Source organism: Promicromonospora noduliphila (genome assembly GCF_056951025.1).
This window is the reverse complement of sequence record NZ_CM167806.1, coordinates 2,702,993-2,729,361: the sequence shown is the minus strand read 5'-3', so window position 1 is coordinate 2,729,361 and position 26,369 is coordinate 2,702,993. Positions and strand designations below refer to the sequence as shown.

Annotated in this window: 19 protein-coding genes, 1 pseudogene and 1 riboswitch; of the genes and pseudogenes, 5 read left to right on the top strand and 15 right to left on the bottom strand. The window is 73.5% G+C overall.

Going from position 1 to position 26,369, the window contains the following annotated elements:
* From AC0QU1_RS11940 to AC0QU1_RS11920, 5 genes are all read right to left on the bottom strand, one after another.
* Entirely contained in the window at positions 1 to 672 is a 672-nt protein-coding gene (locus AC0QU1_RS11940; protein ID WP_483576591.1) for an HAD family hydrolase, read from the bottom strand.
* Positions 669 to 1,565, bottom strand: a complete 897-nt coding sequence (locus AC0QU1_RS11935) for an NADP-dependent oxidoreductase (RefSeq protein WP_483576590.1) — start codon at positions 1,563 to 1,565, stop codon at positions 669 to 671. Before AC0QU1_RS11935 ends, AC0QU1_RS11940 begins: the two co-directional genes overlap by 4 nt.
* Positions 1,566 to 1,656: 91 nt before the next feature.
* Positions 1,657 to 2,931 (bottom strand): YibE/F family protein, encoded by a 1,275-nt coding sequence (locus tag AC0QU1_RS11930; protein WP_483576589.1) that lies wholly within the window; start codon positions 2,929 to 2,931, stop codon positions 1,657 to 1,659.
* A 63-nt stretch (positions 2,932 to 2,994) separates the two neighbouring features.
* Complete coding sequence (locus AC0QU1_RS11925; RefSeq protein ID WP_483576588.1) at positions 2,995 to 3,828, bottom strand: HAD family hydrolase; 834 nt, start codon at positions 3,826 to 3,828, stop codon at positions 2,995 to 2,997.
* Positions 3,829 to 3,982: 154 nt separating this feature from the next.
* Entirely contained in the window at positions 3,983 to 4,741 is a 759-nt protein-coding gene (locus tag AC0QU1_RS11920) for an SDR family NAD(P)-dependent oxidoreductase (RefSeq protein ID WP_483576587.1), read from the bottom strand.
* A gap of 367 nt (positions 4,742 to 5,108) precedes the next feature.
* Between AC0QU1_RS11920 and AC0QU1_RS11915 the strand changes: the two genes are divergently transcribed.
* A complete protein-coding gene (locus tag AC0QU1_RS11915) occupies positions 5,109 to 6,266 on the top strand; it encodes a Cmx/CmrA family chloramphenicol efflux MFS transporter (RefSeq protein ID WP_483576586.1) in 1,158 nt (385 codons plus the stop codon).
* Positions 6,267 to 6,480: 214 nt separating this feature from the next.
* Here the strand turns inward: AC0QU1_RS11915 and AC0QU1_RS11910 are convergent, their stop codons facing one another.
* From AC0QU1_RS11910 to AC0QU1_RS11900, 3 genes and pseudogenes are all read right to left on the bottom strand, one after another.
* Positions 6,481 to 7,386, bottom strand: coding sequence for a LysR family transcriptional regulator (locus AC0QU1_RS11910; RefSeq protein ID WP_483576585.1), 906 nt, complete (start codon positions 7,384 to 7,386; stop codon positions 6,481 to 6,483).
* Between the two features lie 80 nt (positions 7,387 to 7,466).
* Positions 7,467 to 7,754 (bottom strand): annotated as a pseudogene (locus AC0QU1_RS11905) (type 1 glutamine amidotransferase family protein); the annotation flags it as partial.
* Complete coding sequence (locus AC0QU1_RS11900) at positions 7,730 to 7,855, bottom strand: hypothetical protein (protein WP_483576818.1); 126 nt, start codon at positions 7,853 to 7,855, stop codon at positions 7,730 to 7,732. The pseudogene AC0QU1_RS11905 and the gene AC0QU1_RS11900, both read right to left, overlap by 25 nt.
* Positions 7,856 to 8,194: 339 nt before the next feature.
* Positions 8,195 to 8,297: riboswitch (SAM riboswitch) on the top strand.
* An 8-nt stretch (positions 8,298 to 8,305) separates the two neighbouring features.
* Here AC0QU1_RS11900 and metE point away from each other — a divergent pair.
* Positions 8,306 to 10,786 (top strand): 5-methyltetrahydropteroyltriglutamate--homocysteine S-methyltransferase, encoded by a 2,481-nt coding sequence (gene metE, locus AC0QU1_RS11895; RefSeq protein ID WP_483576584.1) that lies wholly within the window; start codon positions 8,306 to 8,308, stop codon positions 10,784 to 10,786.
* Positions 10,787 to 11,038: 252 nt separating this feature from the next.
* On the opposite strand, the gene AC0QU1_RS11890 is transcribed toward metE, so the two are convergent.
* The 7 genes from AC0QU1_RS11890 to AC0QU1_RS11860 form a co-directional block, all read right to left on the bottom strand.
* Positions 11,039 to 12,601, bottom strand: coding sequence for a ricin-type beta-trefoil lectin domain protein (locus AC0QU1_RS11890; RefSeq protein ID WP_483576583.1), 1,563 nt, complete (start codon positions 12,599 to 12,601; stop codon positions 11,039 to 11,041).
* Between the two features lie 501 nt (positions 12,602 to 13,102).
* Complete coding sequence (locus AC0QU1_RS11885; RefSeq protein WP_483576582.1) at positions 13,103 to 17,437, bottom strand: GH92 family glycosyl hydrolase; 4,335 nt, start codon at positions 17,435 to 17,437, stop codon at positions 13,103 to 13,105.
* A 66-nt stretch (positions 17,438 to 17,503) separates the two neighbouring features.
* Complete coding sequence (locus AC0QU1_RS11880; RefSeq protein ID WP_483576581.1) at positions 17,504 to 18,508, bottom strand: LacI family DNA-binding transcriptional regulator; 1,005 nt, start codon at positions 18,506 to 18,508, stop codon at positions 17,504 to 17,506.
* A 1-nt stretch (position 18,509) separates the two neighbouring features.
* A complete protein-coding gene (locus AC0QU1_RS11875) occupies positions 18,510 to 19,724 on the bottom strand; it encodes a sugar ABC transporter permease (protein WP_483576580.1) in 1,215 nt (404 codons plus the stop codon).
* The gene (locus AC0QU1_RS11870; protein ID WP_483576579.1) at positions 19,721 to 20,518 is read right to left on the bottom strand and encodes an ATP-binding cassette domain-containing protein; all 798 of its coding nucleotides are present in this window, start codon (positions 20,516 to 20,518) and stop codon (positions 19,721 to 19,723) included. Before AC0QU1_RS11870 ends, AC0QU1_RS11875 begins: the two co-directional genes overlap by 4 nt.
* Positions 20,515 to 21,690, bottom strand: coding sequence for a substrate-binding domain-containing protein (locus AC0QU1_RS11865; RefSeq protein WP_483576578.1), 1,176 nt, complete (start codon positions 21,688 to 21,690; stop codon positions 20,515 to 20,517). Before AC0QU1_RS11865 ends, AC0QU1_RS11870 begins: the two co-directional genes overlap by 4 nt.
* Positions 21,687 to 22,871 (bottom strand): ROK family transcriptional regulator, encoded by a 1,185-nt coding sequence (locus tag AC0QU1_RS11860; protein WP_483576577.1) that lies wholly within the window; start codon positions 22,869 to 22,871, stop codon positions 21,687 to 21,689. Before AC0QU1_RS11860 ends, AC0QU1_RS11865 begins: the two co-directional genes overlap by 4 nt.
* Positions 22,872 to 23,139: 268 nt before the next feature.
* Here AC0QU1_RS11860 and AC0QU1_RS11855 point away from each other — a divergent pair, with 268 nt between their 5' ends.
* The 3 genes from AC0QU1_RS11855 to AC0QU1_RS11845 all read left to right on the top strand — a co-directional run bounded on the left by AC0QU1_RS11855 (position 23,140) and on the right by AC0QU1_RS11845 (position 26,366).
* Positions 23,140 to 24,426 carry an ABC transporter substrate-binding protein gene (locus tag AC0QU1_RS11855; RefSeq protein WP_483576576.1) on the top strand — a complete coding sequence of 429 codons (1,287 nt, stop codon included), beginning with the start codon at positions 23,140 to 23,142 and terminating at the stop codon, positions 24,424 to 24,426.
* Between the two features lie 153 nt (positions 24,427 to 24,579).
* The gene (locus AC0QU1_RS11850) at positions 24,580 to 25,482 is read left to right on the top strand and encodes a carbohydrate ABC transporter permease (protein WP_483576575.1); all 903 of its coding nucleotides are present in this window, start codon (positions 24,580 to 24,582) and stop codon (positions 25,480 to 25,482) included.
* On the top strand, positions 25,479 to 26,366 hold the full coding sequence (locus AC0QU1_RS11845; protein ID WP_483576574.1) for a carbohydrate ABC transporter permease: 888 nt from the start codon (positions 25,479 to 25,481) through the stop codon (positions 26,364 to 26,366). The genes AC0QU1_RS11850 and AC0QU1_RS11845 overlap by 4 nt, the downstream gene beginning before the upstream one ends.
* The last annotated feature ends 3 nt before the right edge of the window (positions 26,367 to 26,369 follow it).

The window sequence follows — 26,369 nt, the reverse complement described above, 5'->3', positions numbered from 1 at the left end:
CTAGTGTGCCGGCACGAGGGCCCTGATGCTCTCCGTGACGGCGTCGGCCCCTGCGGCGTGGAGCTCCCGCCCGCGCCGCAGGGTCTTGGCGTAGCCGATCGAGCGCACGCCCGCGCGCCGGGCCACCTCGACGTCGGACACCGAGTCCCCGACCAGGACCGCCGCACCCGCCCGGCCGCCGACGGCGCCCAGCGCGGCCTGGACCATGTGCGGGTGCGGCTTCATGAGGTCGGGCCGGTAGCGCGGCCGGCCCACGACGTCGCGCACCGCGCCGGCGAGCCCCCACCGCTCCAGGTACGCGCGCACGGCCTCCGCGGCGTTGTTGCTCACGATCACCACCGGTACGCCCGACGCGCGCAGCGCCGCCAGCAGGTCGTGCGCACCCGGCGTCGGCGCGGAACGCCGGGCGGCCTGGACCTCCGCCGCGGTGCACGCCGCCTCGGCGTCCGGCAGCGCCTCTGGCGCATGCGCCCACGCCCAGCGGACGACGGCGAGGTGGTCGCTCGTCCCCACCAGGCCGGCCGGCGGGGTGGTGCCGCGAGCGGCGAGCGCCGCCCACCCCGCGTCGGCGGCCTGCCGGTTGACCGGTGCGGGCAGCAGGGCCGTGACCGGACCGTCGAAGTCGAGCAGCACGGCCCGGGCGGCGGCGAGCAGGCCGGCGGGGTCGGTCACGGCACGAGCACGACCTTGCCGGCGGTGCGGCCTTCGTCGACCAGGCTCTGGGCGCGCGCCGCCTGGGCCAGGGGCAGCACGTGGGCCACCGGCACCGACACCTCGCCGCGGAGCACGAGGCCGATCAGGTCGGCGAGGTCCTGCGCCGACGGCTCGGAGCGCTCGGTGATCCGGACGCCCAGCTCGCCGGCGGCCGGGTCGGCGATGGTCAGGACGCGGTCGGTGCCGCCCCGCAGCTCGATGCTGTCGGGCAGGGCGCCGCGGCCGGAGGTGTCGAGCACGGCGTCGACGACGGGCGTGAGCGCGCGGACGCGGTCGACGAGCCCCGGGCCGTAGGTGGTGGCCGTTGCCCCGTACGCGGTGACCCGCGCCTGGTTCGCCGGCGACGCCGTGCCGATCACGGTCACGCCCGCCGCGACGGCGAGCTGGGTCGCGAGCCCGCCGATGCCGCCGCTCGCGCCGTGCACCAGCAGGGTCTCCCCCGGCTTGAGGTCGAGGATCCGCAGCGTGCGGCGGGCGGTCTCGCCCACGACGGGCAGGGCCGCCGCCTGGGCCGGGTCCAGGCCGTCGGGCACCGGCGCCCACCGGCTCAGGACGGCGAGCTCGGCGGCGCCCCGGCTGGTCCACCCGGTGACGCGGTCCCCGGGGGCGACCCCGCCGACGTCGGCCCCGACCTGGTCCACGACGCCCGCGGCCTCCAGGCCGGGCACACCCGGCAGCGGCGTGCGGAAGGCGGCCTCCATGGCGCCCGACCGGACCTTGCCGTCGAACGCGTTCAGGCTCACCGCCTCGACCCGCACCCGGACCCGGCCGGGACCGGCCTCCGGCTCCGGCACCTCGCCGAGGTGCAGCACCTCGGGTCCCCCGAACCGGTCGTAGACCACTGCGCGCATCTGTGTCCTCCCTCTTCTGGACGGTATCCGCCGTCCAGGACGCGTAACCACTCCCGGCCACGAAACATGCCGCGTCACGGAACATGCCGGGCTACGTCGGACGCTGCTCCGGCGCCGGCTGCACCCGTGCCCACGCCTCGGGTACCGGCACCGTCAGCTCGGGGTCGGCCGCCGGGTCGGACGACGGTGCGCCCGGGGCGGGCTCCGCCGTCGGCCCGGGAACCGTGAGCGCGGCGATGGCGGTGGTGATCGGGATGGCGAGCACGAGGCCGATCGAACCGACGAGCGTGCGCACCACCTCCTCGGCGATCTCGCCGGACGTCAGGGCGGCGGTCGGCGGCTGGTCCACGAGCCAGACCAGCATGAGCAGCGGCAGGGCGGCGCCGACGTAGGCGAAGGCGATCGTGTAGACGGTCGAGGCGATGTGGTCGCGCCCGATCCGCATGGCGCGCGCGAACAGCTCGGCCCGCGTCGCCGTCGGCGCCACGCCGCGCAGCTCCCACACGGCCGACGCCTGGGTGATCGTCACGTCGTTGAGCACGCCCATGCCGGCCAGGACGATGCCGCACAGCGCGATCCCCCGCAGGTCGGCGCCGGGCGCGCTGGACGGCAGGAACGCGGACACCTCCGACGTCGTGCCGGTGACCTGCGCGGCGTCGGCGGCCCAGGCGGCGATGCCCGCCGTCAGTGCGAGGCCGACCAGCGTGCCGAGCAGGGCCGTGGAGGTCCGCGCGGACAGCCCGTGCGCCAGGTACAGCGTGACGAACATGATCAGGGACGACGTCACCAGCGCCACGCCGACCGCCGACTCGCCCGCCAGCAGCGCGGGCAGGGTGAAGCTCAGCAGCACCGCGAACGCCAGGCCGAGCCCGGCCAGGGCGGCCAGCCCGCGCCACCGCGCGACCAGCAGCACGACGGCGGCGTAGGCGACCGCCAGCAGCGCGATCGGCAGGTCCCGCTGGAAGTCCAGGAAGACGAGCGGGTCGACGCCGGGCTGCGAGACCTGCGAGATGTCGAGGGCGGTGATCCGGTCGCCCTGGGCGAGCGGGACCGACGGGCCGGGCGACTGCAGCCGGGACTTGCCGCCGTCCGCCAGCTCCACCGGGATGCTGCCCGTCGTGGGGTCGGCCGGGCCGGCGACCGTCGCGTGGACCACCGAGGTGCCCGCCGCGCGGGCGGGCACTCGGTCGGGCACGTCGCTGCCGCTGGGCCACAGCAGCCAGAGGCCGGCCAGGGTCAGGAGCAGTACGGAGACCAGGCTCACGACCAGGAGGAACGTCGTGCGGGGCGTGGTAGGCGGTGTGGTGGGCGCGGACGGGATCTGGGGCGACGGCGTGGCGGCGCCGTGCGAGTGAGCGTGCACCATGCGGTCATCCTGGCCCAGCCCGGCCGTGCGGGCGCGGCGGAACGGGGGTGAGCTGTCGGCAGGTCAGCCCGTCGGGAGGAGCGCCTCCAAGAGAGCGCGCGCCGCGCCGTCCTCCTCGACCGTGCCGGTGACGCGGTCGGCGACGGCGCGGACGGCGTCGGACGCCTGGCCCATGGCGATCGACAGCGCCGCCCAGCCCAGCATCTCGAGGTCGTTCTCGCCGTCGCCGATGGCGACCGTGCGCGACGGCGCGACCCCCAGCTCGGCGCGGATGCTCTCCAGGGCGGTCGCCTTGCTGATGCCGGGGGCCGTGACGTCCACCCAGTCCACGCGGGTGGGGATCGCCGTGACGCCCGACGCGCGCAGCGCCGGCGTGAGCCGCCGCGCCCACTGGCCGTACACGACGAGCCGGGGCGTCGGCCGCGCCCAGACGTCCTCGAACCGGCCGAGCACCTCCTGGTGCCCGTTGAGCTGCCGCTCGGGGAACCGCTTGGTGACCCGGTACCCGGTGCCGACCACCTCGGCGGCGAGCCGCAGGTCCGGCCGGGTCCGCGCGACCAGGCGGGCCACCGGCTCGGTGTCCAGCGGCGTCACCTCGGTGATGGTGTACCCGTCGGGGTGCAGCAGCGCGGTCACCGCCCCGTTCGCCGCGACCACCCAGCCCTCGCCGATGCCGAGCTGCCGCACCACCTGCACGGCGCCGGACAGGGACCGGCCCGTCGCGATCACCAGGTGGTGCCCGGCGGCGCGGACGGCCGCGAGCGCGTCCAGCACGGCGGGCGTGGCCCGCCTACCGGTACGGAGCAGCGTGCCGTCGACGTCGCAGGCGACGAGGGCGGGTGTCGACGTCGGCACCTCGGACACTGCTGCGGTGGCCCCGGAGGCGGTCGCGGTCACGATATTCCCCTGGTGATAGGCGGCAAGGCCCATGATCCCTCATACTAGGACATTTTGGAACTATCCGTTTGGGGGGTAGGAGACCTCTTGTCGCAGGTCAGGGGCTTGCGACGGCCGAAACGATACACGGCGCGGCGGATGGGCGACGCTCCGCCTACAGGTTGAACCCGCCCGTCACGTCGATGTTCTGCGCGGTGACCCAGCGGCCGCCGTCGGACAGGAGGAACGCGATCACCGAGCCGGCGTCGTCGGGCCGGCCGATGCGGCCCAGGACCGTGCGCCCCACGAGGTCGGCGGTCAGCTCGGGGAACTCCTCGAACGCGCCGCCCGCGAACGGGGTGTTCGTCGGTCCGGGCGACACCGAGTTCACCCGGATGCCGCGCGCGCCGAGCTCCTTGGCGAGGTACCGGGTCAGCACGACGACGGCACCCTTCATCGACCCGTAGGCCGAGTACCCCTCCGAGAGCCCGGCCGTGCCCGCCGAGCTGCTGGCGGTGTTCACGATCGCCCCGCCGTCCGCGAGCAGCGGGAGCAGGGTCTGGGTCACCAGGTACGGGCCCTTGAAGATGACCCGGTAGAAGTCGTCGAGCTGCTTCTCGGTGGTGTCGGCGAACAGCGTCCCGCCGCCGTACCCGGCGTTGTTGACCAGCCCCGTGATCTGCTGCGCGCCCCAGGTCTCCGCCAGGGCCCGCTCGACGGCGGCGCGGAACGCGGGGAACGTCGCGCTGTCGCCGACGTCGAGCGGCAGGGCGACGGCGGTGCCGCCGGCCTCCTCGATGCGCGCGACGGTCTCGAGCGCCCCGTCCCGGTTCGAGTTGTAGGTGACGATGACGCCGGACCCGCCCTGCGCGGCGCGGATCGCGGCGGCCTGCCCGATGCCGGAGCTGGCTCCGACGACGACGGTGATCGACATGGTGTACCCCTGTCTCGATTGTCGAACAGTGCTGCTGACCTCTTGCGGGAGGCAGGGATCTCGTGCCCTGACTCGTGCTCAAGTCAAGGTGATCGCGGGGCCGGACGGTGCTGGCTTTCCTCGCGCGTTCTTGCCTGATCCTGCTCGGCGGGCCGTGATAGCTTCGCCGGGTGAGGTCTCCAGAAGCATCCAGGTTCGGGCTGCCGGTACTCCGGTAGCCCGAGATGCCCCTGTAGAGACCCGGCGAGGCACGACCTCGTCCCCCGCTCCGCGAGCCCCGCTCCGCGAACGGGCGCCGTTCCGCGCATCCGAAGGGCCCGTAGTGCCGCCACGGCCTACCCGTTCCCTCTCCCCTTCGGAGTCGTTCATGCCTGTCCTGCTCTACGTGCTCGCTGTCGCGGTCTTCGCGCAAGGCACGTCGGAATTCGTCCTCGCCGGGCTCGTGCCCGGCATCTCCATCGGCCTCGGCGTCTCCCTCGCCCAGGCCGGCTCCCTGACCTCGGGCTTCGCCGTCGGCATGGTCGTCGGCGCACCCCTCACGGCGGCCCTCGGACGACGGCTGCCGCCCCGCTGGACCCTGTCCGCCTGCCTGCTGCTCTTCGTCGCGGCACACGTGGTCGGCGCGCTCACCGACCAGTTCGCCGTCCTGCTCGCCACGCGGTTCGTCGCGGCCCTGGCGAACGCCGGGTTCCTCGCCGTCGCGCTCTCCACGGTGCCGCTGATCGTCCCGGCCGCCCGGCAGGCCCGGGCGCTGGCCACGATCCTCGGCGGCACCACGCTCGCCCTGATCGCCGGCGTCCCCGCCGGGGCTCTCCTCGGCGACCTCTGGGGCTGGCGCTCGGCGCTGTGGGCGATCGGCGGGGTGTCGGCGGTCGCGCTGGTCGCCGTCGTCGGTCTGACGCCGGGGCGGCTGGGCCCTCGTCTGCCGCACCCCGCGGTGGACCTCCGCGCGGAGCTCGGCGCCCTCCGCTCCGCCGACCTGCGGCGCAGCCTCATGCTCGCCGTCCTGGTGAACGGCGCGACGTTCGGCGCGTTCACCTACCTGGCACCCCTCGTGACCGACGGCGCCGGGCTCACCTCGTCGCTGGTGCCGGTAGTTCTGGCGCTGTTCGGGCTGGGCGCCTTCGCCGGCGTCACGGCGGCGGGCCGCCTCGCGGACGCTCACTGGCGGCTCGTGCTCGGCGGCGGCACACCGGCGCTCCTGGCGGGCTGGCTCCTGTGGGCGGCGATCCCGACGGTCCCCCTGGTCGTGTGGTTGCTGGCCCCGGTACAGGGCGCGCTCTCGTTCGCCATCGGCGGCACGCTGATCGCTCGCAGCATGGCCTCCGCGCAGGCCGCGCCCACCATGGGCGGGGCGTTCTCGACCGTCGCGCTCAACCTCGGCGCCCTGATCGGCCCGGTCCTCGCCGGCGCCGCCATCGAACCGCTCGGAGTCACCGGCCCGCTGACGGTGAGCGCGGCCCTCGCGACCACCGCCGTCATCCTCTGGACGACGACGCGACGCGCTCCCCACCCGGCCGACTGACCGACTGGCCACGCCGAACCGCAACGACACGCCGAATCCGCCGGGTCAGATCGGCGTGTCGTTGCGGTTGGGCGGCCGGATGTGCGAGCAACTTGCGGCTCGGCGTCGGTCGTCGTCACCAACTTGCGGCTCGGCGTCCGCCATCGTCACCAACTTGCGGCTCGGCGCGCAGGCCTCAGGGCAACCGCCGGTTCGGCGCATCGCTGTACCCGCCCTAGAGACTCCCCCACTCGCGGGCGGCCTCCGTGAGCCGCGCGTGCACCGCGGCCAGGGCCGGGCTGTGCGGCACGCCGTGTCGTACCGCCAGGAACAGGGTGTTCAGCGGCGGCGCCTCGGGGTGGTGGAGCTGGACCACCTGGCCCGCCTCCAGCGCCGGGGCGACGACGTACCGGGGCAGGACGGAGACCCCGGCCCCTGCGATCACGGCGGCGAGGACCGCGCGGAGGTCCGGGACCACCAGCGACGCCGCGTTGGGCGGCCGGCGCCCGAACTCGCTGCGCCAGTAACGGCGAACGATCGGGAGCTCCTCCGCGTAGGCCACGATCGGCAGGTGCGACAGCGCGGCGACCGGGTCGGCCTCGAGCCGCACCGGGTCGACGGTGTGGGCCAGCGACGGCGGCCCCACGAGCAAGAACTCCTCGTCGACCAGCGGTGCGGCGGCCACGCCGTCCTGCCGGGGGCGTACCGAGGAGACGACGACGTCGAGGCGACCCGCCGTCAGTGCCGCCAGCAGCTCGTCGCCCAGCCCGAAGGCCGCCCGGACCTGGACACCCTGGGCGATCATCGGCGCCAGGAGCGGCAGCACCCGGAGGGTCATCAGCTCGGCGGCGCCGCCCACGTGGACGAGCCCGCCGACCGGACGGTCCTCGCTCCCGGCGCCGAGCGCCGCGCGGAGCCCGTCCACGTGGAGGCCGACCTGGGCGGCCAGCGCCGTCGCCCGTTCGGTGGGCTGCGCACCCCTGCTGGACCGCACGAACAGCGTGGTCCCGAGCTGTTCCTCGAGGCGGGCGAGCTGCCCGGTGACGGCGGGCTGGCTCACGCCGAGCCGGTCGGCCGCCGCGGACAGCGAGCCGGTGCGGTAGACCTCCAGGAACGTGGCCAGGAGATCAAGACTCGGCACCCGCGTCACCCTCCGTCACAGAGGCCGCCGACCGTCCTCGCCTGGGGCAAGGCTACCGACGGGGCCGCGGACGACGCCCGTCACCGTTCCGCGAGCGCCTTGAGCACCGCCTCGGCCGTGGCCACACTCGACTGGGGGTTCTGCCCGGTGATCAGGTTGCCGTCCCGGACGACGGTACTGCTCCAGGCAGGCCCGGTCTGCACGACGGCGCCCCGCTCGCGCAGCCGGGACTCGACCAGGAACGGCGCGCCGTCGCCCAGGCCGCCCTGGTGCTCCTCCTCGTCGGTGAACGCGGTGAGCGCACGCCCGGCGTAGGCGAACGCGCCGTCAGGTGCCTCGGCGCTCAGCAGTCCGGCGACGCCGTGGCACAGGCAGCGACCTCCTCGGCCCAGTAGCCGGTCGGCTGGGTGGTGCCGTCGGCCAGCCGCAGGCTCGCCGCGGAGGAGATGACCATGAGGATCTTCGACATGTGGTCCTGCCTTCTCGGGTTCGGGTTCTCCGGGTTCTCGGATGGGACTCCGTGGGAAACGCCAGGATCCATCACCGAACTCCGCCGCCAACACCGCCATCCATAACCATCCTGATGACCACCGACTTGACCATGTGGTTACTGCTGGTCCACGGCCCGTTGCCGCAGTAACTGCATGGTCAATTGCGTGGGCTTGCGGCGGGCTGGGCCTGCGGACGGCGGCCCGGTGTGCGCAGCGCGCTTGGCACACTATTTGGCCCGCAACGCCGGCAATCAGAGCGCCGTCTTGAAAAGTGGACGGTTTGCCGACCACATCCCGGGCATGCTTACGATCCAGGTCAATCATCCAGAGCGGTCGAGAGTCCTGGCTCCACGACACCGCAGCAACCTGCCTCGGAGCGCCAATTCCGAGGCAAGGTGCTAACGCCAGGTCCGATGGAGCTGATACGCATGGCAGTCGAGTCCCCACACCCGCACCTCCCCCGCGCCACGATCCTCGGCTACCCGCGCATCGGCCGGCGCCGCGAGCTCAAGCGCGCCGTCGAGGCCTTCTGGGCCGGACGCACCACCGCCGACGAGCTGGAGGCGATCGCCCGCGACCTCCGGCTCACCACGGCCCGCCACCTCGTCGGCCTCGGCCTGGACGCCGGGTCCGCCGTCGTCCCCGGCTCGTTCTCGTTCTACGACCAGGTGCTCGACGCCGTCGCCCTGCTCGGCGCGGTCCCCGAGCGGTTCGAGGATCTGGTGCAGGCCGGGACGGGCTCGGCCCCCTCCGCCGGCCCGGCAGTCCCCGCCGACCGCTCGCCGCTCTCCCTCGCGGCCTACTTCACGCTCGCCCGCGGCGAGGGCGACAAGCCCCCGCTCGAGATGACCAAGTGGTTCGACACCAACTACCACTACCTCGTCCCGGAGATCGGGCCGAACACCCCGCTCGGGTTCGTCGACGACCGCGCCGTGCGCGAGTTCACCGAGCTGGCCCGCCCCGCGGACGGCGGCCAGGCCGTCGTGACCCGGCCCGTACTCGTCGGCCCGGTGACGTTCCTGCTGCTCAGCAAGGCGGCCGCCGGCTGCCCCGAGGGCTTCCGCCCGCTGGACCGGCTGGACGACGTCGTCGCGGCGTACGCCGACCTGCTGCGCGCCCTGGCCGCCGCGGGAGCGCCCTGGGTGCAGCTCGACGAGCCCGCCCTGGTCACCGACCTGCTCGGCGTCCCGTTCCCCGAGGTGGCCGACGCCGTCCGCCGCGCCTACGCACGCCTCGCGACCGACCTCTCCCCCGCTCCCGGCCCGAACGGCGTCGCCGAGCGGCCCGCGATCCTCGTCACCGCACCGTACGGCGACCTACGCAGCAAGGCCGACGGCGAAACGGGCGACGGCCTGCGCGGCGAGGCCGGAGACGGGCTCGCCCTGCTGGCCGGCACCGACGTCGAGGCGATAGCGATCGACCTCGTCCGCGGCGCAGTGCCGACCGGGCCCGTGCCCGGCCTGGAGACCAAGACGCTGGTCGCGGGCGTGATCGACGGGCACAACATCTGGCGCGCCGACCTCGACGCGCGACTGACCACCCTGGAGGGCCTGACGGCGGCGGGCACCGGAGTCGGCGCCGCGGCCGTCGCCGTCGGCACCTCGACGTCGCTGCTGCACGTGCCGCACGACGTCGGCGACGAGCCGCGCCTCGACGCCGGCCTGAAGTCGTGGCTCGCGTTCGCGGACCAGAAGGTGGCCGAGGTCGTGACGCTCGCGACCGGCCTGGCCGAGGGGCGGGCGGCCGTGGCCGACCGGCTCGCGGCGTCGACCGCGGCGGTCCGGTCGCGCGCCGAGGCGCCCGGCGTCGTCGTGCCGGGAGTCCGCGCGCGGACCGCGGCGCTCACCGCGGCCGATGTCGAACGCGCGCCCTACGCGGAGCGGGCCGCCGCCCAGCAGGCGCGGCTCGGCCTGCCGCCGCTGCCGACCACGACCATCGGCTCGTTCCCGCAGACGGCCGCGATCCGGAGCACGCGCGCCGCCTGGGTGCGCGGCGACCTGTCCGACGCCGACTACACGGCGGCGATGCGCGCCGAGATCGCGAGCACCGTCGCGCTCCAGGAGGAGCTGGGCCTGGACGTGCTGGTGCACGGCGAGCCCGAGCGCAACGACATGGTGCAGTACTTCGCCGAGCAGCTCGACGGCTTCGCGACCACCGTGCACGGCTGGGTGCAGTCGTACGGCTCACGCTGCGTGCGGCCGCCGATCCTGTGGGGCGACGTGTCGCGTCCCGCGCCCCTGACGGTGGACTGGACGGCCTACGCCGCGTCGCTCACCGACAAGCCGGTCAAGGGCATGCTCACCGGGCCGGTCACGATCCTGGCCTGGTCGTTCGTGCGCGACGACCTGCCGCTGGGCGACACCGCCGACCAGGTCGCCCTCGCCCTGCGCGACGAGGTGACGGACCTGGAGGCGGCGGGGATCGGCGTCGTGCAGGTGGACGAGCCGGCGCTGCGCGAGCTGCTGCCGCTGCGGCGATCGGCGCACCCGGCCTACCTGGACTGGTCGGTGCGCTCGTTCCGGCTGGCTACCGCCGGGGCCGACTCCGCCACGCAGGTGCACACCCACCTGTGCTACTCGGAGTTCGGCCAGGTGATCGGCGCGATCGACGGTCTCGACGCCGACGTGACGTCCGTGGAGGCGGCGCGGTCCCGCATGGAGATCGTGCCGGAGCTGGCCGACGCCGGGTACGGGCGCGGCATCGGGCCGGGAGTCTACGACATCCACAGCCCGCGGGTGCCGTCGGTCGAGGAGGTGACCGACCTCGTGTCGCTGGCCGCCAAGTCCATCGACCCGCGGCTGGTCTGGGTCAACCCGGACTGCGGCCTGAAGACCCGCGGGTACGCGGAGACCACGGAGTCCCTGCGCAACCTGGTGGCAGCGGCACGCAGGGTGCGCGCGACGCTCTGAGCGACGGCGCGTCGGCCGCCGTCAGGAGACGGCGACCGACGGAAAGGCTGCGGCCGGCGAAAGCCGCGGCGCGAGGTTCCGACCCGCCGGGGAAACCGCGGCCGGCGTCGGAGGACAACCGCGTCGCGGGCAGGTGTTGCGCGGAGTAGACGTGATCTACTCCGCGCAACACCTGCCCGCGAGGCTCATTGCACCGGCAGTACCCAGAACGCGGCCGTCAAGGGTTCACCGGCTCCGTAAGCACCCTCTCGCTCAGCCGAGGCGCCACTTCTGTGCGGCCGTGCCGTTGCACGTCCAGATCTGCAGCGGCGTGCCGTCCGCGCTGTTCGAGCTCGGCACGTCCACGCACTTGTTCGCCAGCACGGACACGAGGTCGCCCGCGCCGCTCAGCACGAACTGCTGCGCGGGGTTGCCGCTGCAGTTCGCGAGCTGCACGGCCGTGCCGTCGGCGGTGTTGGCCCACGCCACGTCCATGCACAGGCCCCCGGCCCGCACGGTGCCGTCCGAGGCGAACGTCCAGCGCTGCGCGGCCGTGCCGTTGCACGTCCAGAGCTGCAGCCGCTTGCCGTCGGTGAACTCGCTGTTCGGCACGTCGATGCACTTGCCGGCCAGCCCGATGATCGCGCGTCCACCGCCGCCCGACGTCGTGGTGAGCTGCAGCCCGTAGGCGTTCAGGATCGGGTTCAGCGGCTGGTAGATGAACCGGCCGTTCGTGGAGCAGTCGCCGATGCGGCCCGACGTCACGCCCTGCGCCTGGTTCCCGGAGATCACCGAGCCGCCGGAGTCGCCGCCCTCGGCGCACGCCGAGCCGATCGCCATGCCCGGGATGTCGCCGCTGCCGTAGTTGATGGTGACGTTCTTCTCCTGGATGACGCCGCACCGCCAGCCCGTCGTGCGGCCCGAGCGGCACACCGCCGCGCCGATGCCCTGCTCGGCGGAGCCCGCGACCGACACCGTGCCGCCCGCGTAGTTGTTCACCGTCGGGGTGGGCGTCCAGTTGCTGTTCGTCCCGACCCACGCCCAGTCGTGGCCGGGGAAGGTCGACCCCCGATAGGTGCCGAGCGCCGTGCCGTCCGGCGCGTTGACGGCATTGCCGGTCGAGCCGCAGTGCCCGGCGGTGACGAACCCGCCCTGCACGACGAACCCGATCGAGCACAGGGTGACCCACCCGTCGCCGGTGGGCCGGTGGAACTCGTCGCCGCCGCGGATGTCGCGCGCCAGCTTCGGCGCGACGGTGGACTTCTCCACCCGCACGACGTCGGCCGGCGCCCCCGCCTCTGCGATCATCGCCTTGGCCGCCTTGACGTCGGCGGCCTCGACGACCACCTCGTTCGTGGTCGGGTCCGCGTACCACGAGTGCACGGAGGTGGGCGCACCCACCTCGTCGAAGGCCTCCTTCCACTCCGTCAGCTCGTCGAGACTGTGCTCAACGACGACGGCGTCGGCGCCCGCCCGCTCGGCCACCTGGGCCGCCGAAGCGCTGGTCACGGCGACGCGCGGGGCGTCGGCGCCGTCGGGCAGCCAGGTGCCCGCGTAGGCGCCGCCGAGACGCGCGGTGAGGTGCGCCTCGATCAGGGCGGTCTCGGAGTCGAGCGCCAGGCGCTCGGCGACCTCGGCCCGCGTCAGCCCGAGGTCGCGCTCCATCGCGCGGACCTGGCCGGCGGGCAGGGTCTCGGCCGTCGGCGGCAGGGCGTCGGCCGCTGCGACCGATGCGGACTCGGTGCTCGGCCTCTGCGCGGGCGGCTCTGCCCCCGCAGCCGTGGCACCGGTGAACGCCGTACCGACCACGAGCGCGGTGGCTGACAGCGCTATCAAAGAACGGGACGCTCTCAGGGATCTGGACATGGTGTGCTCCTTGTCAGGCCTGGGGAACCTCGGACGCCTGGGAGCGTATTGACGTCGCGCCCGCACCAGAACGGGTGCGGCGACGACGTGTGGAAAGTACCTAGAGAATCCGTACGAGAACCCGTACGCGCGCGGGACCCTCCGCCGGACATACCACTGCGCCACACGGATGCGTGGCCGTGCGCCCGAGCACGGCAGTCACGTGCACCCGGGTGCGCGCGCCTCGCGGACGTGTGTTGCGGCATGTAGACACTGCCTACACAGCGCAACACACCCTCGCGGGGGGCAACGCCCTCCGCGGCCGGCCGTCGGAACCCGGCTTGCGGCAGCATCGGCGCGCGGCCACGCGTCCCATGCGCCGGCACCGGGGTGCAATGCCTCGCGGAGGTGTGTTGCGACGTGTAGACGCTGACTACACACCGCAACACACCTCCGCGAGAGGCAGCTCCCCGCCGCCGTCAGTCGGTCAGCTCAGCCGCAGACCCCCGTCCCGTACGGCGCCGTGACCGTCTCGGTGGCCCGCTGGCCGTCGACGGTCGCCGTGACGACCGCCGTCACCGCGCCCGTGCCCACCTGCGCGGAGCCCGCCGCGAACGTGAGCTGCCCGGAACCGCGCAGCGTCCTGGCGCCGAAGTCGGACGTGACCCTGACGGACGCGCCCTCCGCGCCGTCGACCACGACCCGCAGCGCCGAGTCGCCGTCGTCGCACGTCGGCACGGCCCACACCGTGACCCCCGTCGCGGTGTCCTCGGCCTCCGCGGCGGCCCGGGCCTCGGCCCGCGTCTCGGCGTCCGGCGTCGCCTGGGCGAGCGGCAGCTCCTCGTCGTCCGGGCCCTGCTCCGCGAGCAGCTCGACCTCGGCGAGCGACACGTCGCCCTCCCCCGCCGACTCCTCCACCACGAGCCGGAGCCGGCCGAACTCCCGCGGGTCGTCCACCTCGAACGTCCGGGTCTGCAGCGCCCAGCGGAACTCCTGGCCGGACCGCTCGTCGAGCACCGTCCAGCGCTCACCGTCGTCGGAGCCCTCCAGCCGCCAGGACGACGGGGCCGCCGTGCCCGCCACGCCCGAGGTGAGCGTGTACGTGCCGACCGTGGCCCGCGTCCCGGAACCGTCCCACGTGATGGTGGGGGTCCGGGTGGCGAACGTGGTACGCGAGCCCGACGTGTCGTCGACCAGCGCCCCAGCATCGGCCAGCGCCCCGCCGTCGTCCACGGTCACGGTGCCCGTGCCCGTGGTGTCCCGGGCCGGGCTCGGCGGCTCGTCACCCTCGGTGAGCGACGGCGGCGCGTCGTCCTCGCCCGTGCCCCACGCCGACGGCTCCGGCCCCATCACGAAGTCCAGCCGGGCCCCGCCCGAGAGGTCGGCCTGGGACAGCGACGTCGACGTCCTGGACCGCCCGTCGACCCGCAGGGACTGCACGTAGACGTTCTCCACGGAGTTGTTCCGGGCGTTGATCACCAGGTCGCCGTCCGGCAGGTGCACGGTGGCCCTGTCGAACAGCGGCGAGCCGACCGCGTACTGGTCCGAGCCCACCTGCAGCGGGTAGAAGCCGAGCGCGGCGAAGATCCACCACGACGACATCTCGCCGTTGTCCTCGTCGCCGGGGTAGCCCTGACCGATCTCGCTGCCCGTGAACAGGCGGCGGGTGACCTCCCGGACGATCTCCTGCGTCTTGTGCGGCGCGCCCGCGGCGTCGTACAGCCACGGGATGTGGTGGGACACCTGGTTGCTCATGCCCCACTGGCCCAGGCGGACGTCCCGCGCCTCGCGCATCTCGTGGATGACGCCGCCGTAGCCGCCGGTGTGCGTGGCGTCCTCCGGCGTGGCGAAGAACTCGTCGAGCTTGGCCTCCAGCCCCTCCTGGCCGCCGTACAGGTTGCCGAGGCCGCGCGGGTCCTGGGGCGCGTGGAACGAGAAGTTCCAGCCGCTGGTCTCGGTGTAGCCGCCGCCCCACGTGCGCGGGTCGTAGTCCTCTGGCGCGTTGAGGAACGAGCCGTCGGCGTGCCGGGGCTGGAAGAAGCCGATCGCCGGGTCGAAGAGCTCGCCGTAGTGCGTGGCGCGCTCCAGGAAGTAGGCCGACTCCTCGCGCAGCGTCGCGCGCCGCTCCCGCGGCGTGCGCCGGTCCTCGGCCAGGGCCGCTGCCATGTTGCCGATGCCGAAGTCGTTGATCAGCCCCTCCAGGCCCCACGACACCGACTCGTGCGTGGTCTCGGGCGTGAAGCCCAGGAACGGCGAGGTCTCCAGGCCCTTGCGGCCCACCGCGTTGTTCGGCGGCGCGACCGTGCCGTTCTTCAGCGCCGCGTCGTAGGCGTCCAGCGCCTTGTCGGTGGGCAGGGAGCCCTTGAGGTAGGCGTCCGCGAACGCGACGTCGGACGACGTGCCCGTCATCAGGTCGGCATAGCCCGGCGAGGACCAGCGCGCGATCCAGCCGCCGTCGCGGTACTGCTGCACGAACCCGTCCACCAGCTCCTCGGCGACGTCCGGGTACAGGAACGAGTACGCCGGCCAGGCCGTGCGGTAGGTGTCCCAGAACCCGTTGTTCACGTAGATCTTGCCCTCGACGATCCGCGCGTTGGTCTCGGTGTCCGTCGCCTCGCCCGACGGCGCGGTGACCGGGCTCGCGTACTTATAGACGGGCCGCCGGGCGGTGCCCGTGTTCTCGAACTGCGAGTTCGGGTAGAGGTTCAGCCGGTACAGGTTCGAGTACAGCGTGACGAGCTGGTCCTCGGTGCCGCCCTCCGTCTCGATCACGCCGAGCCGGTCGTTCCACTGGCGCTGCGCCGCGCGCTGCACGGTCGCGAACGAGCGGCCCGTGACCTCCAGGTCGAGGTTGGCGCGCGCCTGGTCCAGCCCGATGAACGACGTCGCGACCCGCAGCTCGACAGTGCGGTCGCGGCTGGTGTCGAACGTGGCGTACCGGGCGCCGTCGCGGTCGCCCGCGGCCTGGCCCACGGACGACGGCGCCCGGTCGAACGTGCCGGCCACGTACATCCGGGTACGGCCGACCGACAGCCCGCTGCCGTTCTCGACCCAGCCGCTCAGCTCGCCGGTCGCCTCGTCGAAGGCGAGCTTCGAGGACCCGAGGACGCGGTCCACCAGCACGTGGCCGACGGCGTCCGGCGTGTCCCGCGGGAAGCTGAACCGCAGCACCGCCGCGTGGTCGGTGGGCGTCACCTCGGCCTTGATACCGTCCGCGAAGGTCACGCCGTAGTAGTCGGGCCGGGCGGTCTCGTCCGCGTGGCTGAACGGCAGGCCACGCGCGTCCAGGCCGGCGTCGGGCACCCCCGCGCCCGACGCCGGCTGGAAGGCGAGCTGGTTGCGGTCACCCATCCACGGGCTCGGCTCGTGCGAGATGCCGATGCCCTCCAGCACGGTGCGGTTCTGGTCGTCGTTCGCCGCCTGGTACTCGTAGAGCCACCGGTCCGTCGCGGCGTTGGTCATCGGCGTCCAGAAGTTGAACCCGTTCGGCACGGCCGTCGCCGGCACGTTGTTGCCGCGCGAGAACGACCCGCTGGACAGCGTGCCCCTGCGGGTGTCGACGTAGTTGGTCAGGCTGGAGCCGTCGATCTCCTCCGGGTCCGCCTCCACCGCGACGTCGTCGAGCCAGCCCGCGAACCGGGTGCCCACCGCGCCGCCGCCGTTGTCGTAGCCGAGCAGCACCTGGTCGATCTTCTTGCCGCGCGCCACCGCGCCGACGTCGACCCGCACGGAGTTCCACTGGTCGGCGTACAGGATCTTGCCGGCGCCCTGGCCCGCCGGCGTCGCGGCGGTCCCGTGGGCGTCTCGCGCGCGGAGGTCGGACAGGTAGGTGCCGTCGGTGAACCGCAGGTCCACGGCGACGAAGGTCGAGGGGTACTCCAGGTCACCGAGCAGCTCGGGGAAGATCTTCCAGCTCAGCCGGGTGTCGCGCCCCACGCGGACGTCGACGTCGTCATACAGGACGTTCGTCGCGTGCGCGGGTCCCTCGCCCAGGTGGCCGCCCTCGTAGCGCAGCGAGTGCATGCCCGTGAAGCCGACCTCGGTCTTGTTGGTGTAGCTCACCGTCTCGGGCCCCGAGCCGACGGCGGTGACCATCGGCTGCCGCGCGGGCTGCTCGGCCAGGTTCTCCGACAGGTCCCAGTCCGCGAGCTGCACGATGCCGGCGCCCCGGTTCCGCGTGACGTCGAGCCGGAAGAACGTGTAGGCGGGCGCAGGCTCCGCGAGCTCGAAGACCCGGCGCTGGAACCGCTCGCTGAACTGCTCGCCGCTGCGCTGGTCGATGGTCTCCCACGTCTCGCCGTCGGTCGAGCCCTGCAGCGTCCAGTCCTGCGGGTCGCGGTCGGCGAAGTCGTTCGCCGAGGTGAGCGAGTACCCGGTGACGGTGACCGGCGACGTCGTCTCGTAGGTGGCCCAGCCCGTCCGGGCGAAGGTGAGCCACTTGGTGGCCGACGACCAGTCCGCGAGGTTCGTGGCGATCTCGTTCGGCGGGTTCTCGCCGCTGGCCGCGACCTCACCCACCCGGTCGAGCACGCTCCCGGGCAGCCCGGGGACGAACTCGCCGACGTTCTCCTGCCACGGCGCGCCGTCGCGCTGCGCGGGAGTGGACTCCAGCGGCGCCGGGTCGTCGGCCTCGAACGAGGTGGCGAAGTCGCCCCCGGCGCCGGCGGTCCCGGCCGTCGTCGTCTTGAGGGATCCTTCCCCGGAGGGCGCCGCGAGCGCCGCACCCGGCGGCACCACGAGCAGCAGGGCAAGGGCCCCGGAGAGAACGACGGAGCGGGCTGCGGTCGTCGGCCGGGATCTGGGGCCCCGGCCGGTGACTATGGACATGATGGTCTCCCTCGTCGGCTGACAACGCTGTCAAGTGCGGAACGTAGGACCAGGTCAGGCCCGGTGTCAACGGGGTGGGCGCTCTCCGCTCCCGCGGGTGACCACCCGGGTCGGCAGCACCACGAGCTCGACCGGCCGGTCGGGTTCGGCCGACCGAGCGACGGCGAGCTCGGCGGCGCGCCGGCCCAGCTCCACGGCGTCGTAGGCCACCACGGTGATGCCCAGCAGGTCGGCCAGCTCGAAGTCGTCGAAGCCCACGACGGCGACGTCCCGGCCGCCCGGCGCGTCGCGCAGCGCCTGGAGCGTGCCGACCGTGGCCCGGTTGTTCGCGGCGAGCACGGCCGTGGGCGGCTCGGGCTCCGCGAACAGCTCGACCACCAGGTCCCGGGCGGCCGCCGCGGAGTGGGCGCCGGACCGGACCCACCGCTCGGCGTCGGGCACGCCGGCGTCGTGCATGGTGGCGAGGAACTCGGCGCTGCGCTCCTGGTAGGTCCACAGGTGGGGCTCGTCGCCGACGAACGCGATGCGCCGGTGCCCGTGCGCGAGCAGGTGCTCGGTGGCGGCGCGCGTGCCGCCGCGGTTGTCGATGACCACGGTGTCGACGTCCATCCCGGCCGCCGGCCGGTCCACGACCACCACGGGAAGGCCCGCCGCGATCTCGCCGCGCAGGGCCGAGTGGTCGGCCCCTGCGGGCGTGACGATGAGGGCGCCGACGCGGCGCTCCAGCAGCTCGCCCGTCAGCGAGCTCTCGCGCTCGGGGTCCTCGTCGGACGACGCCGTGAGGAGCTGCAGGCCGTGCTCCCGCAGCTCACGCTCGATGCCGCTGGCCAGGGCGGAGTAGAACTCGTTGGCCAGGTCGCCCGTGATGAACCCGACCAGCCGGGAGAAGCCGCCGCGCGCGAGGTCGGCGGCGACCGCGTTGCGCCGGAAGCCCAGCGAGGCGGCGGCGTCCTGCACCCGCTCGCGCGTGGCGGTCGCGACGTTGGGCTCGCCGTTGAGCACGCGGGAGGCGGTCTTCAGGCTCACGCCCGCCGCCTCCGCCACCACCGCGAGCGTCGGACGACGCATCATGTCAGGCCTCCCGCCGCTTGCGCACCAGCATGTCGATGATGATGGCCAGCAGCAGGACCGCCCCGGTGACCATGTAGCGCGCGGCCTGGTCCACGTTCATCAGCGTGAGCCCGTTGGCGATGGACTGGATGACCAGCACGCCGAGCACCGCCGACCACGCGCTGCCGCGCCCGCCGAACAGGCTGGTGCCGCCGATCACCGCCGCCGCGATCGCCACGAGGTAGGTGTCGGCGCCGCCGGTCCCCTGGTTGGCGGCGCCCAGCCGGCCCGCCGCCAGCACGCCGCCGAGGGCGGCCAGCGTCGAGCACGCGACGAAGCACAGGACCACCGTGCGCTGCACGGGCACGCCCGCGAGCATCGCGGCCCGCCGGTCGCCGCCCACCGCGCGCACCGACCGGCCCCACCGCGTGCGGCGCAGCAGCACGTCCGTGACCACGACGAGCGCCGCGAAGAGCACCACCGACCAGCCGATCCCGCGCGCCGTGCCGAGGTAGGCGACGATCGCCGACAGCACGGCGGCCAGCCCCAGCGTGCGGACCACGATCTCGGGCACGCTCGCGCACGGCAGGTCCGCCCGACGGCGGCGCACCCTCGCCGTGACCTGCAGGGCCGCGTAGACCACCACCACGGCGGCCACGAGCGACCAGGCGGCAACGGGCGAGAGGAAGCCCTGCTGCACCGACCGGACGAACCACGACTCGAACGGCAGGTTGATCGACCCCAGCGGCCCGAGCACGCGGAGCTGCACCCCGGCGAGGAACAGCAGCCCGGCCAGCGTGAACACGAAGCTGGGCAGCCCGAGCCGGGTCGAGAGCGCGCCGTAGGCGAGCCCGACCACCACGCCGCAGGCCAGCGCCGCCAGGATCGCGAGCGCCACGGGCCACCCCAGGATCACCGAGCCGACGGCGACGACGGCAGCGGCGAGCCCGCTCACCGACCCGACCGACAGGTCGATCTGGCCGACCAGGAGCACCAGCACCACGCCGAGCGCGATCACGCCGACGGGCGCGCTCTGCAGCGTGAGGTTGACGAGGTTCTCGGGCGCCAGGAACGCGGGGTTGACGGCGCCCATGACCAGCCAGATGCCCACGAGCGCCGCGACGATCGGGAGCAGGCTGTTCCCGCCGCGCACCCGCTGCCAGACCGCGCCGGGCAGGCCGGTGCCGGACAGGCCGGCGCCCGTCACGCTCGGCTGCGCGCCGGACCGGGCGCTCACCGGTGCACCGCCCGGGTCGGGCCGGACCGCCGGCCGGAGGGCTCGGCTGCGCCGGGCTTGGCCCCCGGCCGGACGGCGCCCGTCATGGCGGCGAGCAGGTCCTCGTAGGAGGCATCGCCGTCGAACACGCCGTGCACCCGGCCCAGCCGCAGCACGAGGATCCGGTCGGCGACGGCCTGGAGGTCGCCCGCCTGGTGGCTCACCAGGACGACGGCGTGCCCGCGCTCGCGCAGCCGGACGATCAGGTTCAGCACCTCGGCGGTCTGGCGCACGCCGAGGGACGCCGTCGGCTCGTCGAGGACGACGACGCGCGGCGATCCGAGCAGCGCGCGGGCCACCGCGACGACCTGGCGCTGCCCGCCGGACAGGGTGCGGACCGGGTCGCGCACGCTGGGCACGCTCGCGGCGAGCTGGTCGAGCAGGCGCCACGCCTCGCGCTCCATGGCCACCTCGTCGAGCAGGGGCCCGCGTACGGTCTCGTGCCCGAGGAACAGGTTCTCGACGACGTCTAGGTCGTCCACGAGCGCCAGCTCCTGGAACACCGCCGCGATGCCCAGGGCGCGCGCGGCGGCGGGCGAGTCGAGCACCACGGGGCGCCCGTCGAGCAGCACCTGGCCGGCGTCGGGGCGGTGGGCGCCGGCGAGCACGCCCGCGAGCGTGGACTTGCCCGCGCCGTTGTCGCCGACGACGGCGAGCACCTCGTGCTCGTGCACGTCGGCGTCGATGTCCACGAGGGCGCGCACGCCGCCGAACCGCTTGGACACGCCCCGCAGGGACAGGACCGGATCGCTCATCGGGCGGCCTCCGCGTCCGGCCCGATCAGCCCCGCCCGCTCGCACGCGGCCTCGTACGCGGGCACGCAGATCTCGTCGGTGGAGTACACGTGCCCGTCGACGATCACGTGCTCGACGTCGGCGGCGCCCACGGCGCGCGGCGCGAGCAGCACGGTGGGCACGCCGCCGATGACGGCGGTGGTGCGCGGCTCCTCGCCGCGCAGCACGCGGACCGCGAGCTCCGCGGCGGTCTGCGCCTGCTGGTCGGTCGCCTTGAAGACGGTCATGTACTGGTCGCCCGCCAGGATCCGCTGCACCGCGGCGAGCTCGCCGTCCTGGCCGGTGGTGACGGGCACGGGGTCGAGGCCGGCGGCCTTCGCCGCGGCGATGGCGCCGCCGGCTATGCCGTCGTTGGCGGCGAGCACGCCGTCCACCTGGCCGGGGAACCGCGTGAGCATGGCTTCCGTCCACTCGGTGGCCTTGTCCGGGCTCCAGTCGGGTGTGTAGTACTCGGCGAGCACGTCGATGTCCTCTCCCTCGAGGGCGCGGCGGGTGCCCGCTGCGATGGCGAGCGCGTTGGGCTCGGTCGCCGACCCGTGCGCCAGCAGCACGCCCGGCCGGCCGTCGCCGTCCGCACTCCCCTCGCCCGCGGCGGCCCGCTCCGTCACGGCACCGGCGAGGGCCGAGCCCAGCAGGAAGCCGATGAACTCGTAGTCGTACGACACGTAGTAGTCCGCGCCGTCCACGAACCGATCGTAGGCGATCACCTGGGCTCCCAGCCGCTCGGCCTGCACGACGATCCCGGCCGCCGCCACCGTGTCGACGGCGTCCAGCACCAGGACCCGGGCACCCTGGGCGAGCATCGACTCGGCCTGCTGGAGCTGGGCGGCGGCGTCCTGGGCCGCGTTGGCGTACAGCACGGTGCAGTCGGGGCAGCGGCGGTCCACGACCGAGACGAACGTGGGACGGTCGGACGCCTCGTAGCGCGCGGTCTGCGCCTCGGGCAGCAGCAGTCCGATGGTCCCCTCGGACGCCGCGTCCGCGCCGTCCGGGCCGGCGGGTGAGCAGGCGGTCAGCCCGAACGCCAGGCCGACGACGGCGCCGCTCGCGGCGACCGTGCGGGCCCACCCGCGCCGCTCGCGCCGTCGGCCACCGGACGCGCGCGGGGCGCCGACGGGATACTGGGCACTCATGAGCTCACCCCCAGGGAGCCGAACATCCGGGCCTGGTCCAGGGCGGCCGCGAGCGCGCCACGCACTCCGGCGTCGGCGCCCAGGGCCGAGCGGACCACGTTGACCGGACCGCGCGAGGTGGCCACGATGCGCTGGCCGAGCGCGGTGCGTAGCGGTTCGAGCAGCAGCTCGCCCGCCTCGGCGAGCTGGCCGCCGATGACGATGACGTCGGGGTCCACGAGGTTGCACAGGTTGGCCAGGGCGACGCCGAGGTGGCGTCCGGCGTCGAACACGACGCGGCGCGTGCCGGCGTCGCCGCCGCGGGCCCGCGCCACCAGGTCCGCGAGCGTGAGGTGCCCGGCCTCGGGCGGGAGCATCGCGAGCAGGCTGGACGCGCCGACCAGCATCTCCAGGCAGCCGCGGTTGCCGCAGCGGCAGACGGGTCCGTGCTCGTCGACGGACACGTGCCCGATCTCGCCGGCCACCCCGGACCGGCCGTGCACCGCCCGTCCGCCCAGGACGAGCCCGCCGCCCACGCCGTGCGACACCCGCACGTAGGCGACCGAGTCGTGGCCGACGCCCGCGCCGAACCGGGCCTCGGCGATCGCGGCGAGCGTGGCGTCGTTGTCCGCGGTGACGGGGACGTCGAGCTCAGCCGCCAGGATCTCGTCGACGTGCACGCCGTCCCAGCCGCGCATCATGCCGACCGTGACCACCTGGCCGGTGCGGATGTCGACGGGCGCCGGCACCCCGACGCCGACGGCGAGCAGCTCCGACGGGTCGGCGTCCACGGACTCCAGCATCTCCCGCACGAGCATCGCGGTGCGCTGCAGGCCGGCGTCGGCCCGGTGGTCGGGGGCCAGCGGCATGCGCTGCTCGGCCAGGACCCGCATCGACGCGTCGGCGAGCGCCACGCTGAGCGACCGCATGCCGAACCGGATGCCCGCGACCAGGCCGAGGTTGCGTGCGAGGGTGACCTGGAGCGCGCGGCGGCCGTTGCGCACCGACTGGGACGTGTGCAGCACGCCCGCGACGGTGAGCTCCTTGACGATGTTCGAGATCGTGGCCGGGGACAGCCCTGTGACGCCGGCCAGCTCGATCTGCGTGAGCGAGCCACGCTGCTGGACGGCGCTCACGATCCGGGCTCGGTTGGCCTCCCGCAGGGAGGTCTGCGAACCCGGGGTTACCCGATCCGCGCGCACAGCGCCCAGGGTAACCGCCTTCCTGCGAGGTATGACGGGTTTGGATACACGACCTGAACGTTCAGGTCACGATCGGGCCTCGCTTGCGTTCATTTCTTGACACCAAGGGTCACGGGTCGTTCGATGGGACCCGGGTTCACGGGCGTACAGGCGCGCCCGGCCGGTCACGGGAGCGACGTCGTCCCGAGCGCGAGGAGACTGCACCTTCGCCCTGCGACGGCGCCTCGGGTCGGTGCTCCAGCGACCGAGGAAGGTTGAGGGACCCCAGATGCGAGTGAACCGGAGGATGGCCGGGACGGTGGCGACAGCCGCTGTGCTCGGCCTCACGCTGGCCGCGTGCGGCGGCGGCGACACGGGTGACGGCGGTGGCGGCGAGGGCGGCGGCAGCCAGGTCGAGGTGTTCACCTGGTGGGCGGCGGGCTCCGAGAAGGCCGGTCTCGACGCCCTGGTCGGCGAGTTCGAGACGCAGCACCCCGACATCGAGTTCATCAACGGGGCCGTCGCCGGCGGTGCGGGCTCCGCGGCCAAGGACCTGCTCCAGACCCGGCTCCAGGCGCAGGACCCGCCCGACACGTTCCAGGCCCACGCGGGCGCCGAGCTGCAGGACTACATCGACGCCGCGCAGATCGAGGACGTCTCCGACCTCTACGACGAGTTCGGCCTGACGGACGCGTTCCCGGCGGACCTGGTCGACCGGCTCTCGTCGGAGGACGGCGCGATCTACTCGATCCCGTCGAACATCCACCGCGCGAACGTCGTCTGGGCCAACCCGACGGTGCTGGAGGAGAACGACATCGACCCCGAGGCCGAGTACGCGGACCTCGACGCCTGGATCGCCGACCTCGAGAAGCTCGACCAGGCCGGCGTCACGGCCCTGTCGGTCGGCACCACGTGGACGCAGGTGCACCTGCTGGAGACCGTGCTGCTCGCCGACCTCGGCCCCGAGGCGTACTCCGGCCTGTGGGACGGCAGCACCGACTGGGAGGGCGCCGAGGTCACGAGCGCGCTCGAGGACTTCGAGACCCTCATGGGCTTCACCAACGAGGACCGGGACGGCCTCGACTGGCCGGAGGCGACCCAGATGGTGATCGACGGCGGCGCCGCGTTCAACGTCATGGGCGACTGGGCGGTCGCGGCGTTCGAGGAGCAGGACAAGGTGCTCGGCACGGACTTCACGGCGACGCCGGTGCCCGGCACCGACGGCGTCTTCGACTTCCTGGCCGACTCGTTCACCCTGCCGGTCGGCGCGCCAGACCCCGACGGCGCGCGGGCGTGGCTGGAGACCGTGGGCTCCCTGGAGGGGCAGGTCGCGTTCAACAAGGCCAAGGGCTCCATCCCGGCCCGGACGGACGCGGACCCCGCCGAGTTCTCGGAGTACCAGCAGACCGCGATCGAGTCCTTCGGCCAGGACACCATCGTGTCCTCGCTGGCGCACGGCGCGGCGGCCCCCGTCGCCACGCTCAACGCGATCTCCGACGCCACGAGCAAGTTCACCACCGGCGCCTCGGACCTCGCCGGGTTCCAGTCCGAGCTGGCCGGCGCCGCGCAGGGCTGACCGGCAGCGCGGAGCTGACAGCACAGAGATGACAGCGCGGCGGTGCGCGCCCCGGCCGGACCGGGACGCGCACCGCCGTACGACCGACAGCAGGTCGCGCGCCGTCGGGCAGGCCCGGCGGCGCGCGGCCGCGCCCACGACCGAGGTATCCACATGCTCAAGAAACTGCGGCGGATCGGGCCACCGCTCCTCCTGCTCGCCCCGTCCCTGATCCTCGTCGGCGTCTTCGTCTACGGGCTGATCGCCGCCAACTTCACGACCTCCCTGACGGACAGCCACACCGCGGCGCAGGCCACCGGGCAGGAGCCGGCCGCGTACGTGTGGTTCACCAACTACATCGACCTGCTGGCCAGCGAGGACTTCCAGCACTCGCTGACGAACCTCGTCCTGTACACGGTCGTGTTCCTCGCCGGGACCATGGTCATGGGCTTCCTGTGGGCCTGGATGCTCGAGAAGCCCGTGAAGGGTGAGGGGCTGTTCCGCTCGGTCTACCTCTTCCCCATGGCGGTCTCGTTCGTCGCCTCCGGTGTGGTGTGGCGCTGGCTGCTCAACTCCAACCAGGGCGAGCAGGCGTCCGGCCTGAACCGGCTGTTCCAGATGGTCGGCCTGGACGCCCTGCAGAACAACTGGTGGAACAACGTCACCTTCGGCATCATCGCCATCGCCATCCCCGCCATCTGGCAGCTCTCCGGCTACGTGATGGCGCTGTTCCTGGCCGGGTTCCGCGGCATCCCCGACGAGCTGCGCGAGGCCGCGCGAGTGGACGGCGCCTCCGAGTGGAAGCTGTACCGGCACGTCCTGTTCCCGCAGCTCTCGCCCGTGGCGCTGTCGGCGCTGATCATCATCGGCCACATGTCGCTCAAGGCGTTCGACCTCATCATGTCGATCTCCAAGCCGGCCAACTACCAGACCAAGGTGCCCGCCGTGGACATGTACGTGTTCAAGTCGAGCTTCGACTACGCGAACGCCGCCGCCGTCGGCTCGATCCTGCTGATCATCGTGGCGCTCGTCATCGTGCCGTACCTGATCCGCACGAACCGCGAGGAGAAGCGATGACCGCCGAGGCCGAACAGCTCACCGCGCACCGCCCCGCGCTCAGCGGGCCGCGCGTCCGCACCGCCCGGTACTCCGCCGGCCGCACCCTCAAGTACGCGGCGCTGATCTTCTTCCTGGTCGTGGTGCTCATCCCGGTGTACGTGCTGCTGGTCACCAGCTTCAAGGGCACCGGTGACGCCGATCCCAGCCGCGCCTGGGCCCTGCCCCAGCTCTGGACCATGGAGAACTGGGCCACGGCGTGGACCACGCTGTCGCCGTCGATCCTGCGCACCCTCGCCATGGTGGTGCCCAGCTCGATCATCTCGGCGTTCCTCGGGTCGCTGAACGGGTTCGTGCTGGCCCGGTGGAGCTTCCGCGGCGCGGACATCGTGTTCACGGTGATCCTGTTCGGGATGTTCATCCCGTACCAGGCCGTGATGATCCCGCTCACCCAGCTCGTGCTGGACCTGGGCCTGCCCAGCGGCGTGCCGACACTGATCCTGCTGCACGTGGTCTACGGCATCCCGATCACCACGCTCATCTTCCGCAACTACTACGCGACGCTGCCGCACGAGCTGATCGAGGCCGGGCGGGTCGACGGCGCGGGCATGCTGCGCACCTACTGGTCGATCGTGCTGCCGCTGTCGGTCCCGAGCTTCGTGGTGGTGCTCATCTGGCAGTTCACCTCGGCCTGGAACGACTTCCTGTTCGCGGTGTTCTTCTCGTCGTCGCAGAATGGCCCGGTCACCGTGGCGCTGAACAACCTCGCCAACGGCGCGCTGCTGCAGAACTACGGCGTCTCCATGGCGGGCGCCCTGTTCGCGTCGCTGCCCACCCTGCTGGTCTACATCATCCTGGGCAAGTACTTCGTGGGCGGCCTGATGTCGGGCTCGGTGAAGGGCTGACCC